Source organism: Angelakisella massiliensis, from assembly GCF_900104675.1.
Taxonomy (GTDB): Bacteria; Bacillota; Clostridia; order Oscillospirales; family Ruminococcaceae; genus Angelakisella; species Angelakisella massiliensis.
Map to the genome: position 1 here is coordinate 1 of NZ_LT629944.1, position 13,668 is coordinate 13,668.

The 13,668-nt window shown below is 45.4% G+C and carries 10 protein-coding genes; all 10 read right to left on the reverse strand.

Annotated features, from left to right (window positions below; all coding sequences use genetic code 11):
- Window positions 1-15: 15 nt before the first annotated feature.
- Window positions 16-204 (reverse strand): transposon-encoded TnpW family protein, encoded by a 189-nt coding sequence (locus BQ5383_RS00360; protein WP_004452856.1) that lies wholly within the window; start codon window positions 202-204, stop codon window positions 16-18.
- Window positions 205-328: 124 nt separating this feature from the next.
- On the reverse strand, window positions 329-1,594 hold the full coding sequence (locus BQ5383_RS00365) for a plasmid recombination protein (protein ID WP_071428837.1): 1,266 nt from the start codon (window positions 1,592-1,594) through the stop codon (window positions 329-331).
- Window positions 1,595-1,775: 181 nt separating this feature from the next.
- Window positions 1,776-2,798 carry an AAA family ATPase gene (locus tag BQ5383_RS00370; protein WP_207646796.1) on the reverse strand — a complete coding sequence of 341 codons (1,023 nt, stop codon included), beginning with the start codon at window positions 2,796-2,798 and terminating at the stop codon, window positions 1,776-1,778.
- Window positions 2,779-2,970, reverse strand: a complete 192-nt coding sequence (locus tag BQ5383_RS21385; protein WP_054325471.1) for a hypothetical protein — start codon at window positions 2,968-2,970, stop codon at window positions 2,779-2,781. Before BQ5383_RS21385 ends, BQ5383_RS00370 begins: the two co-directional genes overlap by 20 nt.
- Before the next feature lie 388 nt (window positions 2,971-3,358).
- A complete protein-coding gene (locus tag BQ5383_RS00375; RefSeq protein ID WP_054690455.1) occupies window positions 3,359-4,051 on the reverse strand; it encodes a hypothetical protein in 693 nt (230 codons plus the stop codon).
- Window positions 4,048-4,608, reverse strand: coding sequence for an RNA polymerase sigma factor (locus tag BQ5383_RS00380; RefSeq protein ID WP_071428839.1), 561 nt, complete (start codon window positions 4,606-4,608; stop codon window positions 4,048-4,050). Before BQ5383_RS00380 ends, BQ5383_RS00375 begins: the two co-directional genes overlap by 4 nt.
- Before the next feature lie 340 nt (window positions 4,609-4,948).
- Window positions 4,949-5,326, reverse strand: coding sequence for a TnpV protein (locus BQ5383_RS00385; protein WP_054325472.1), 378 nt, complete (start codon window positions 5,324-5,326; stop codon window positions 4,949-4,951).
- Window positions 5,251-7,371, reverse strand: coding sequence for a recombinase family protein (locus BQ5383_RS00390; RefSeq protein WP_071428840.1), 2,121 nt, complete (start codon window positions 7,369-7,371; stop codon window positions 5,251-5,253). The genes BQ5383_RS00385 and BQ5383_RS00390 overlap by 76 nt, the downstream gene beginning before the upstream one ends.
- Window positions 7,372-7,545: 174 nt before the next feature.
- Entirely contained in the window at window positions 7,546-13,209 is a 5,664-nt protein-coding gene (locus BQ5383_RS00395) for a GNAT family N-acetyltransferase (protein WP_235821903.1), read from the reverse strand.
- A gap of 44 nt (window positions 13,210-13,253) precedes the next feature.
- Window positions 13,254-13,622, reverse strand: coding sequence for a TnpV protein (locus tag BQ5383_RS00400; protein ID WP_025544199.1), 369 nt, complete (start codon window positions 13,620-13,622; stop codon window positions 13,254-13,256).
- Window positions 13,623-13,668 lie beyond the last annotated feature (46 nt).

Below are 13,668 nucleotides of genomic sequence, written 5' to 3' on the forward strand. Positions count from 1 at the left end.
TCGGGAACGAGTTTGTCAAGATGATTTTTGCAAGTTTTCTAAATTCAAATATTTATCCGCTGAAAAATCTCCCAACATCTCGTGTCTGCATATTTCTTGAAACACCGTATTCAAAGGCTTCTTCGCACTTTCCGATTGCTTCACATTGACAATAAAAGTTGTTTTGCCTATTCGTGTTGTATAAGATAAAGTGTTTTCTTTCATATAGTCCGTTTCTCCTTTTCATAAATTGACTGGTGGGGCATTCCGTTTGGAACACCCCACAAATACAGCCTGTTTCATCGGAACATATCAAGAAGTCATTAAGTCGTGAGTATAATGGAAATGGTTATCTCTCCATATCCCGCTTGTTTCTTCGTGCCTTGGTACGCTCTTGTCTTTCTTTTTCCCTTGCTTCTTTTTCGGCTCGTTCCTGTGCTTCCTTAAAAGAAAAAAGTTGCTTCACTTTTTCGGTAAAAAGTTTAGCAACTTCGGGGAAATGTTCCAACGCTTCAAGAAAAGGTCTGCACTTTTCTTTCAGTTCGTTGTATTTGGTTTTCATTCGTTCCAATGCGTTTGCACTGTCCATATACTTCTGTCGGTAAAAATTTGCACTCTGCTCAAATTTTTTGATTTCCGCACGACTGGTAATACCCTCTTTGGCAAGGGCTGTCAGTTGAGAATAATCCTCTTTGGAGATTGCCATTTTACCTGTGATTGTTTTCTGCCCCATACTGTCAATCTCGTTTAAGGTTTTGGAGATATGACGGGCAGGCTCATACTTGACCTGTTCCTTTTGAATACGCTTCTGCAACTTCTCCAATCGCTCTTTGTCCTGTTGGATTTGATATTGCAGGGAAGTCAAATGCTCTGCTGTACTTCCGTATTCGCCACGCTGAAAGCCTTTGAACCCTTGCTCCGTCATATAGTGAAACAATTCATCTTGCAGTATGCTGTACGAAGCTCTAAACATCGGCTTTCCGTTCTTCCTAAGAAGCGGCTTTCCTTTTTCATCGGTCAGCGGAATATCCGATTTCCATTTCTTTGAATGGCTTATCTGATTAACAACTTCCTTGACCGTTCCTCGCAGTTTTTCGTCTTTGCAACGCTTACTCCATAGGATTTCTTTCTCCACCACTGGCAGAACCATAGCGTGAAGATGATAATGGTAAACCTCTTTTCCCAGTTCCTCGGTTGCGGCTACATTGATTTCATCAGCGTGCATTACTGCCGATATAACATTGTCAGCACCGAATTTTTCCACGATGAAACGATAGGCTTCTTCATAAAACTGCTTTGCGTATTCATAGCCACCATTACGCTCGAAGTACATCGTATTCACATCAATCACTATCTCATTAAAGAGTGTTGCGTCTCTCCTCAACCCACGAAGCGACACCTGACCGTCTGCTTCCATCTGTTTTAACTGTTCCATATAGGTAGGGGCAGTCGGCTTTTTGAAATGCACATTAAAGGGTATTCGTTCCTCAATCACATTCATATTTTCGTAGGTTTCATTCTTGCGTTCGTTGTGCCTTTCCGCCTTGCTCACATCAGAAGCGGTGTACTGTTTTACCCTTGCACAACTCATATCCGCCTTGTCGATTTTTGCCATTTTGCTCTCCTTTCTCGGCAGGGGCGAAGCCATTACACAACATTCTTTGAATGTGTGTAACCCACTATGACACTTTCAGACTTCGTCTGCAAAGATGTCGTGGGCAAGGGAGTTCCCCCTTGACCTCCTTTTGATACCTCAATCATAAAAACAGACTGTCCTCCCATCAGACAGCCTGCTTTTATTCTCTCGGTATATCGCCCATCGGCAAAGACCAGTACCACAGAAAGCCTTTCTTTTGGGAGATAACTTCTGCTTTCTTCTTTGCCTTTTTGATGGTCGATTTTTTGAACCCAGCGGCTTCAAGTCTTTCTTCGCAATCCGAAGAAAGCATTTCTCCGTCTTTCAGCATTTCCAAAAGAAATTCTTTCGCCTTGGTTTCCTTTTCGTTCGGTCTGCCCATTTTAGGGGCAAGGGACTGGAACGCTTCTTCTGCTGTCATTTCCATTTCAGAAATAAAGTCCACTCCCTTTTCTGCAACCTCAAAGAGAATTGCAGAGCCTGTCGGGGCAAGGTTGGATTTCACTTGAACCATATATCTTTCCGCCGGTGCTTCTTTGTTCGGTGTGCGTGTGATTGCAAAAATACTTCTTGCAGCACCCGCAATATCAATCGAACCGTTGGTACGATAAAGAGGGTTGGTATCTCTCATCTTGTTCATATGAGCGATAATCACGATGGCACAGCCAGTATTTTTTGCAACTGCAATCAAGTGATTAAACTCTGCCCTTGTTTCGTTGGCATTGTTCATTGAACAGTTCTCTCCGATATAGGAACTCATCGGGTCAAGAATTAAAAGTTTTGCGTGATACTTTTCGATTGCTTCAGCAATACGGTTATCTCCAAAGGATAAAGACTTTTCATCTTCCTTGATGAAGATAAGGTTTTCTCCGTTCCCACCGGCAGAGTTAAATCGGGGTACTACCGTATCGTCTGCATCATCTTCCGTTGTCTGATAGATGATAGTCATAGGCTCATTTTCTTCCGTTTCAGTAAAAGGCAGAGGTTCGCCCTTAGAGAGCAGTGCGGCGATTGACAGCATTAACTTGCTTTTTCCATCGCCCGGATCGCCCTGCAACAGCGTAACCTTGCCGTACGGAATATACGGATACCACAGCCATTTCACTTCCTTCGGCTCAATCTCACTTGCCTTAATAACTTCGAGAGGGACATTTACATTCATTTCATTTTCCATTTGCTTCATTTTTCTTCGTTCTCCTTTTCGATAAATACTTAGGGCAAAGCACCACGATACAACGGAAACTCTGCTTGCAGTCATTACTGCATTTTCTGCAAAGTTCGTTGTAGGTAATGCGATTTCTTTCGTTCAGAAACAATGCCCAATCTTGTTTCCGTTTCTTACTCATTCTCGGCATATCAATCCTCCTTTCCGTCTGAAAATAAAAAAACCACAGGAAAGATACTCAGAGCCTTGTTTCTGTCATTTTTCGGGGCGAAAATCGGGCAAAATTGCCTTTCTAAGCCTTTCAAAAAAATCACGCAAGGTATTTGTACTAACCTGTGGTTATGTATGAAATTGTAGGGTTTGGGGCAACAAAAAACACCGTATTTCTACGATGTTTTCTGTCATTCAAGTAGCAAAAAACGTGACCACTAAAATTATAATCATAAGAACAGGCAAAAAGCGAAGATACCGTTCTAATAGAGCTTTTTAGACTTGTTTTTTGGGGCTTTATATTACTTTCCCTATTTTTTAAGGGTATAGGGTGTTACATCAAGTTCTTAGTATATGAAATTTGCAGATTATTCTTGGATTTGGCTCAAATCAAATGCACCGTTCTCAATCAACTTCAAAATTGTGTCTGCCAAGTTGTTTTTTACAGTTTCACTTTCATTTTCAACGCCAGAATACTCTACATAAATAGTGTTCTCTCCCATATCAAAGGTTGCATAATATATTACGGTTTTGACACCTTGACTATTTGACTTTGTTACGAAATATCCTGCGTTGATATCAACGCCGTCTACACTTGAAGTGATTGTATTTCCATCAATGATAGTATCTAATAGATTTACACCCTGTTTAGAAACTACCATTCTTGTATCATCAATTTTTCCCTCAAAACCCAGAATATTATGATTGTCAGCATCAAAATAAGCATCTGCGGTAACAGGCAAGTCTGCAAAAAGCATTTCAATTTCAGCATCGCTCAAAGGTCTTGTTGTTACATTTAAGTTAATTGAAGATTGTGATAAGTCATTTTTAACAAAAGTAATTGTTTCTCCATCATTCAGCGTGGCAATATCGTTTTTTGTACCAAACAGATTGCTTTGAAAAACTCCCACTCCAATCACAGCAACGAGTACGAAGCAAGCTGCAACAGACACCCATTTTTGCCGATTAGTTATTTTACTTGTTTTTTTCATAGGTTCAGCCTCCTTAATATACTGATTATCGACATTTCCCAATGCCCTTAAAAGTTTCTTTTCTTTCATACAGAGATACCTTCTTTCTCTAACAATTTTTTGAGTTCGTTCCTTGAACGAAATAATGACATCTTGATTTTGCTCTCGCTCATACCATATTCCGTTGCAATTTCTTTAATGGGCGATAAATACCAATATCTTCTCATAAAGATTTTTCGCTGTTCTAATGACAGGGAAGAAAGAAAGCGGTTGAGAATATCCGTTAGAGCGATTTCTTCAACAATGTTTTCTGTACTATCCAACGATGGTATGCACTCTTGTATTTCATCAAAAACCAATGGCATTTGCCCACCATTACGTTTCTTTGCATTAAGCAGTTCGTACCTGTCCAAAGATAGGTTGCGAGTAATCTTCCCTAAAAAAGTTTTTAGGACAGATGGACGGTTAGGCGGTATGCTGTTCCAAGCTCTTAAATAAGTATCATTTACACATTCCTCGCTATCTTCGTCATTGTGAAGAATATTAAAGGCTATGTATCTGCAATACTTTCCGTATTTTTTTGAAGTTTCGGATATAGCAGCTTCGGAGCGCTCCCAATATAAATCTAATATCTGCTTATCATCCATAGGCTTCTCCTCCTTTCCCTTGTATTAAGGCCTTTCACCCTAATAAACGGGAAAAATGTGTCAAGCGTCACTTAAATTCAAAAAATATTTATTCAAAGATTAGCTTTCATTTTTTGAAAGAATATAATAAAACAGCAAAAGGCTTACACCTACAAGTCTCTTAATATTCAATGCGGAAAATTACAATTCATCACTCTCATTTTAACACATCATACCATCTTTATGAACTTTCAATTTAACCACTTCCATTACACTCACGACTTAATGACTTCTTGAATACTTCCCGAAAAAGAAAACTGCCATCAGTAAAGACAGCAGTTCCTTTTCGGCTGGTATGCTATTAGGAATACACAATATCGTTCAATACAATCTCATCTGCACAGGCTCGGATATTATTCATCAATCCGACCCATCTCATCATATCCTCCGCTTTCAGTTGTTCCGTCACACCTTGTTTTCTTGCCATTTCCTTTATCAGATACTCCGCCATATTACACGCCGAAGTATCAATTTCAGCAAGGTGTTCATATAACTTTCCGCTTGTAAGCAGATTGCAATATAAGACTTTCCTATGCTCCCTCAAATATCTTTCCCTCATTCTTCCGTATTTTGTGAGCGTAGGCGGTTCTTCGTTTTCTATCGTCAAGCAGGGATAGTAATAATCTCCGATGAGTTCGTACTGGATACCAGTTCTTTCGTCTGTAATAAATCTTTGCATTCTGATTTCTCCTTTCGCTTCTTGTGATAAAATTCCAAAGATTTCTCGTTGTGATTTTGCTTTTGACATTCTTCGGAACAGAATTTCTGCTGACTGTGTGCAGGCCAGTAGGTACTGCCACACACAGCACATACACGCTGACGATAATAATGATTTCCTTTTTCTGCTTCTCTGTCGGCTTTTGTCTTATCCTGCCTTGCCTGATAGCAACAATCCTTTGAACAGAATATCTGTCGGTTACTTGTAGGCACAAACTCTTTTTGACAGTGAGGACATATCTTTGTCTTGACGATTTCTCCACCGTTTTCAGCGAGTTTTTTCGCCTTTCGCTTCTCTCGGTAGGCTTTTTCACGCTCACGCTGTTTTGCCAAGCGTTCCATCTCAATCTGTTCTTCCTGTGCCTTTATTTCAGCAAGTTCTTCTTCTGTATAGGCAATATCGACCTGCCCGACATAGTTGAAGTAAATATCAACCTTTTGTGTCCTTGCTTTTCCCACACCCTCTGCTTCATAAACCACAATCTTGTCAATGAGTTCAGCAAACATCAAATCGGAAATTTCTGTCGGCTCTTTGCACTTGCGAATTAAAGAAATGAAATGCTTAATATCAACAGCATTTACTTTTTCTTCGGTAAGTTCCTTTTCCATTTCCTCAATCTTCGTTTCCAGTTCAGCCTGTTCGTCATCGTACTGCTTCATCAGTTGCTTATACTGTCTTTCGGGCAGTAATCCCGAAACAAGATTTTCATACAAGCCACGAATAAGTTTAGACAATTCATCGTATCGCTTCTGAAAACGGTGCAATTCCGATTTATTGTGCTTTGGCTTTTCTGTCTGCTTTTCATTCCAAAGTGCTTGAAGTTCCTTTGCAAAGGCTTCTTCGTCATTCAGAACAAATCTTGATAATCGTTTGACAGCCGATAATATCAAGGCTTCAACATTATCAGCACTAATTGAATGGGCAGAGCAGGAGTTTACTCTGCTTGCATACCCACCGCAACGGTAAGAATACTGCACCGAACGGTCTTTTTTACTGTAATGCGTTTGCAGGGTCATTCTTCTGCCACAATCCGCACAGTACAGATAACCGCTTAAACGGTTGCTATGCGTACCTTTGGCTGCTGTCCTGTTCGCTCGTTTCTTTCGCTTCTGAACGCTGTCCCAAAGTTCCTGCGAGATGATAGGCTCGTGCGTATTATAAAATACATACTGTTCATCTTCATCGGTATTCTTTCTTTTGTGCAGTTTGAAATTGGTGCTGACCGATTTACGCAAAACAGTATGACCGAGATATTCCTGTCTGCTTAAAATCGCTCTTATGGTTGACATTCCCCAAAGATACGGGTCTGTAAACTTTATTCCATTATACTGTTCGGGGTGATATTCCTTTGCGTGTGCAGCCGGAATTAAAACCTTTTCTTCGGTAAGCAATTCAGCGATTGCTCTCGGACTTTTGCCCTCGTTGGCAAGCAGAAAGATACGCTTTACCACCTCAGAAGCCACAGGGTCAACGACAAGCGTTTGTTTGTCGGTTGCTAATCGGTTATATCCATAGGGAATTGAACCGCTACAACGCTTTCCGTCTTTCATACGAGCATCAAACACAGCCTTAATTTTATTGCTTGTGTCTTTGGCGTACCATTCGTTCATTATATTCAAAAATGGGGCAAAGTCATTATCAGAAGCATTATTACTGTCAATGCTGTTGTTTATTGCAAGAAAACGGACATCTTTCTGTGGGAACAGAACTTCCGTATAAAAGCCGACTTGCAGATAGTTTCGTCCTAATCGGCTCATATCCTTAACAATAATCGTTGCGACATTTCCTGCTTCTACTTCCTTAATCAACTCCTGAAAACTCGGACGATTGAAATTCACACCCGAAAAACCATCGTCAGTAAAATGACGGATATTCGTAAAGCCATTTCTTCGGGCGTAATCTTCCAAGTATTGCTTTTGGTTGGTGATTGAATTTGACTCACCATTGAGGTCATCATCTCTTGATAAACGCTCATAAATTGCTGTAATCTTTGAAGTCCTTGACATTCTCTTATCCTCCTTTCTTTATGTAATCTGATTTAGCATTACAGGGATTACTCCCTCTGCTAATAGGAGAAAATAGGGGTGCAAAGCGGAACTGTTTTTCAAGAAAATTAAAAGATTTTTTTGAAGTTCCAAAACCGATTTTGATAGCCTATTTTCAATTTAGGAACGCATTATTTATCGTCCTACTAAATTATATCCTTCCGGCTTCAATTCCAGCACAGAGGCTTTCTTTGCAAAATGGGCGATCCAGGTATCGAAGTAGGACCAGCCGAAGCGTTCCAACTCCTGCGGCTGCAAATACCGCTGCATGACGAACAGTTCGGAAATCGAGTTACTGATTGGCGTTCCGGTCGCAAATACTACACCGCGCCCCTGATTCGTTTCCTGTAAATACTGGCATTTGAGCAGCATATCAAAAGCGCGTTGACTGCTTGAGGTTGTAATACCAGCCACATTCCGCAGCTTCGTAAAGACAAAGCAGTTTTTGAAAAAGTGCGCCTCGTCCACCATCATCATATCTACGCCGAGCTGCTCAAAGGTCAGCAGATCGTCTTTCTTTTCCTCGGCAGACAGCTTTTTCAGCCGCTCATCCAGATTTTTGCGGAAAATGACCATCTGCTTGACAGACCAATTCTCGCCGTTTTCGCTCTTGATTTCATGGATTGCATTTTCAATATCGTTGATCTGCCGTTCCAGCATAGCAATCTGCCGCTCTGTGGAGATTGGGATTTTCTCAAATTGGCTGTGCGCCAGAATCACTGCGTCATATTCTCCGGTGGCGATTTTAGAAATGTAGCGGTTGCGGTTTTTGGGAGTAAAATCCTCTGCGGTGGATACCAAAAGGTTCGCATTGGGGAAAAAGCGGTAGAACTCTGTTGCCCACTGGCCCACCAGGGGATTGGGAACCACAAACACCGCCTTGTGGATCGCTCCCAGGTTCTTGAGGTACATCCCGGCGGCAATTAAAGCAGCGGTCTTTCCGGCGCCTACCTCATGTGCGGCAAGCCCCGTCCCGGTATAGATGACACGGGCAGCAAAATCAAGCTGGTGCTTCCGCAGTTTCATCTCCGTGTTCATGCCGGGAAATACGAGATGGCTCCCATCAAACTCACGGGGGCGAACTGTGTTGAAGGTTTCATTGTAGATACGCAGAAGCCTATCCCGGCGCTCCGGTTCTTTCCAAACCCAGGACGCAAATGCTTCCTGAATCTGTTGCTGCTTGGCACGGGCAATCATGGTTTCCTGTGCGTTGACTACATATTTAACCGACTTGTTGCCCTTTTCATTGATGTATTCCTGCCGGTCACGGACAGTAGTGGACTGCATATTAAGGCAATCCTCAAAAATCTCATAAGCATTTTTCCGCTTGGTTCCGAAAGTCTGGTTGACCATTACGGAATCCGGTTCCGCATTTTTATTGGTGACACGCCAGGTCGTGGTATAGGAGAAATACTCAATGTCAATGCGGTGCCGGTTGTCGCCGCCCTCGATGACCTTTTCATATCCGCTGGTCTGGAAGGTTTCATACATGAATTGGCGGTAATACTCAATGGGAACCCAGATGGCACCCATATTCACTTCGATGTCGGCAGGAGTCAGTGGCTCCGGCTGTACTTCCTCCAAAGCCTCTACATTCCGGGCAAAGAGTTCCGGTTCTTCCGCTGCCTTCTGACGTGCGTAGAGCAGTTTATCCCGCACATGACCACTGAGATATTCTTCTGCAAGTTCCCATCCTTCCAGCGGATTACCGTAGTATTTCTGGGGATTGAGATAGATGCGAGTATCCAGCTCTTGCACCAACTCCTGTGGGGCTTTTCCTGTCAGGAAGGACATATAGGGCAGATCCACCCGCAGCTTGTGATTCAGGCAGATTTGAAGGGCGTCCTCGGCGGTGTCTGCATGGTTGACCTGACGGAAAGGACGGATGGTGGCTTTGGTGAAGATCGCTGATTTATCCCAACCGGTCTTGTCTTTCCGCTCATCCTCGATAGAGCGCAGCAAGGGGAATTGGTCATCATCAGAAAAAGCGAGGATGTTTCCTTTGCTGTTGATGGCTCCATACTTTGCAACGAAGCGGTCATATACCTGATTGAGTGTGTCCTGTACTTTCTGGAGATCAACCGGGTCATACTCATGGGACTGGATGTTGATAACCTCCAGCAGCGCAGTACGGATTTCGCACAATCCCTTGATTCTTTCGGCCTTCATGCCGGTGTAAGGTTGCGGGATCAGCTTATCTTTTTCACAGAAGAAGATCTCGCCATTCCGCACAACATAGGTGAAGTTTTTGGTTCCGGCCGGAGCGTCCTCATACTCTGTATTGCTTTCTTCCGGTTCGTCTGCCTCAATTTCTTCATCTGGCTCTGCTGTGAAACGGGCGTACAGGGAGTCAACCGCTTGGGTAAGATGCTGGTTCAGGTCAAAATCTTCCGGGGCAACACAGGCCGTCCCATCTTCGTTGCCGTACATATTCCGGCTGCTCACCATCTCGCCCATGAGCATTTCGGGATTATCTTTGAAATAGCGGTTATAGGCGATCCATTTACTGCGGTCCAGGTCAGTTTCAATCCAGGACGGAAGATTCGCGCGATCAAGTTCTATGGGCTGCGTTCTCTTTTTCAAGAAAACAACATCCGCTGTTACATCGGTTCCCGCCAAAGCCTTGAACGCTGTGTTGGGTAGGCGAATGGCGCCGATGAACTCTGCCCGCCGTGCGATATATTCCCGAAGGCTCTCGTCCTTGCGATCCATAATTCCTTTGCTGGTGATAAAGGCAATGATACCGCCCGGTTTTGCAAGGTCCAGGGACTTGATGAAGAAATAGTCATGGATGTACGGGTTCAGGTCATTGTAGCGCCGGTCATAGATTTTCACGGAGTTGAACGGGATATTGCCCAGAATCACATCAAAGCTGTTGTCCTCAAATTTGGTGGCTTCATATCCCATGATGGAAATATCCGCATCAGGATAAAGCTGCTTTGCGATTCTGCCGGTGATGGAATCCAACTCTACGCCAAACAGCTTGCTCCCTTGAAACTGCTCCGGCAGCACAGAATAGAAGTTGCCGGTTCCCATACCGGGGTCCAGGATTTTTCGGTCAGGGCCGCCCTCGAAGCCAAACCGTTCCAGGGCGCGGTAAATGTGCCGGATCAGGTCAGGCTCGGTGTAGTAGGCTGTGATGGTGGAGTTCATGGCCGCTTTGTATTCCACATCAGTCAGCAGGGATTTCAATTCCTGATATTCGTTCTCCCAACCAGAGGCCGTACTGGAGAAAGCGTTGGCAAGCCCGCCCCATCCGACATAGCGGGCAAGGATGATTTGTTCTTCTGGTGTCGCTGTCCGCTTTTCCAGTTCAATCTGCTTGAGCAGCTTGATCGCCATGACATTGTTTTTATATTTGGTCTTTGCTCCACTTGGATACAGGTCATAGTCCTCGGAAAAACGGAAGTTGTGTGCGGCGACCTGCGGCGCCGCAGGCGGCTCACGAAGGGGCGCCAGATCAGTGGGGGTGGCTTCATCCATAACAGCGGGCGCCTCTGCTGCTGTACCATCGCCCATTCGTACAAAGGCGCGAATGGGGCGCAGTTCTTCCAGCTCTTTTTCCAGCCGGTATTGCGTGTCCTCCAGATCGTCCATGTCGGCAGCTTCTTGGGGGGAGAGAATAGCCCCACCGTCCAGGCGCCGCACATAAGCGTCAAATTCCCGCGTAATATCTTCAAGGTCATTTTGTACCCGGAGATAGTCGGGATTGGGCTGTTCATCCACCACGGCTTGGTACAGGGCCGAGCCATCCTCGGTCAAATACCCCCATACAATTTCCTCATTGGGATATTGCCCTTGCAGATAGCGGAGCATCTGGGTTGCGATACCTTGACGGCGGTAGTCCTCCAGAACTTCAATCATGCTGATATGGGGCCGCCCCTCAAAAATACTGTACCGGATGGTTCCAACCGTCAGCTCACCTCGGACCGCCTGCATCAGCATATCAATCTGCCCATGATGGGCGTCCAGGGCTTCGTCCAAAATCTGCGTTTCCTCCGGCAAGGCTTCCGCAGTATTTTCTACCGGCTCCGGGGCTGCCATGCGGCGGGCGTAGGCGTTGATTATATCCAGGGAAATCCAATCAGGTTTTTCCGGTAGTTGGGCATACAGTTCCCGCATTTTCTCAATCTGTGCATCCACGCTGCCTGCCCACAAATGCTTTTCTGCCCGCTGTCCCGCCCCCAGAAAATACTCGCAGTCAGCACACAGACGGTCTAACAGACGGTATTGGTCACTGAAAGGCTGCACTTCATCCTGCTGCTCCGGCTGGCTGACAACAGGGGTTTCCAGATAGCGGCCTTCATCCACCAGGCGTTGCACGACACCGGCAGCCCGTGCCCAGGACAGCTTTGTTTCCTGTGTTTCGCCCTGCTCATCCTGCCATTCGATAGTGACACCTTCACTATTGAACATGGCGTATTTCACGCCCATTTCATCACCGGAGAACCCTTCATATCCATATAGCTTTTTTAGGAAAGTAGTAAATTCTGATCCGGTGGGGTGGGTCTGAGCAAACTCGTAGATTTGTTCTTTTTTTCCTGCGGTAAGGGGACCTCTCTGCATGACACGCTCAACAAGCAGATCTTCCGTACTCTTTTCCAGGGATAGAAGGGAGAGCTGCTCCGGTTGTTCTTCTTCCATGACCGGAACAGTTTCGGCAGCAGGGCGCAAATCCACATCTACTTCTTCATCATTGACCATCATAGAGGCCCGCACCGGCTCATAGCCTTGGCTGCGGATATTGTTCAGCCAGGTGGCAAAGAAACTGTTGAACCCGTTGATTGCTTTCTCGTATGCGGGGTCGTCGGGATCAGCCTCGTTATATACACCAATGCCACTGTTCTCATAACTGAAAGCCCGAAGTGTCCCAGCCTCTTTGTCGATTTGGAAATCCATATAAGGGTCATACATCCGGTCGCCGTTCTGCATATAGTAATGCTCCATGCAGTAATGGGAACCGTATTTATGGTGAATGACCAGAGGATAGTAGGCTTCTCCGGCCTCCAGCCGCAGATACTCATATTGACCGGACACAATCTCCGGGAACAACTCTTGAAAGCGGCGGAAATTCTTGTGCGCCGTCGTGTTTCCTTTGACGGGCGGCGGTGTAGGCTGCTCCGCTGTATCTGTGGGGAGAGCCGTTTCAGGGGCCTCCACCACAACATGGGGATTTTCGCCAGGAACGGATGCAGGCTCGCCACCGGCTGCTGGTGTGTCGTTTTCCATTTGAACAATCGCCTCCGGCTTGACCGGTTCCACTACGGTTTCTCCGGCTTCATAAGCAACAGCATCCAGGACATAATTAAAATCCGCTTCTCCGATGGTCATTTGCCGGTGGGGACCGCCCATCTCATCAACTTCATCAGGGATGTTATAATCTCCGATGGGGTCAGGTAGCTCCTCTACAACAGGATTGGGATAGTCGCCGTCCTCGATCATGGCGTCCAGTAAAAACGCCAGCCCGTTCCAGGGAATGTAGGTATAGCCTTCATCAAAGAGAAATGAAATGCCATCTTCACCATGTAACCGGGTACGATAGAGAAGATCACCTTGATATTCACGGTCGCCATAAGGAGTAAAGAGAGCCGCAATCTGCCGCCCTTTGTCTGACCAGTCAGGATTGAGTGGCGGTTCTGACAATACGCTGCGAACCGCGCTGTGCAGCTCTGGGGGGTATAGATTGGTGCTGGTCAGGATGTACTCATAATTGCGCCGGACTTCTGCATCGGTAAAATGGCGTGTAGGTTGTTCCGCAGGAACAGAAAAAGAGCCGTCCTTTTCAGACGGCTCTCCCACAGGTGCGGCGCTTGGCGCCACTTCTGTATTTGGCTGTTCTTCGGTCAGCGGGGAATCAGGACTACGCTCTGGAGTACGGTTTCCTCCGCCATCAGTTTCAGACTGTTCAGGTGTCGCGTCCGCTCCATGATGTCCTCGGTCTGCGGAAGCGGCTCCTGCTGGAGCATTTGCTGCGTCAGGGCTTCGATCTTCTCGGTCGCCTCGTCCTGTACCCGGTGCATGATCTCCATCAGACTGCCATCCATTTTCAAAGTCGTAAATCGCTCCGGGTGATTCTCTCTGAGGTATTCCAGGGCCATCCGGCCGTACCTGCCCAGGGGTTGATCTGCTTCGCTGCTGTTGGAGATTTGCAGATCGGGAAGCATCATCCCGTCCTGCTCCCTGTATTTCAGATTGATATTCGGTTTGCTCATGTTGTGCCATCCTTTCACGATTGATAATCTTGATGTTCCGTTCTAC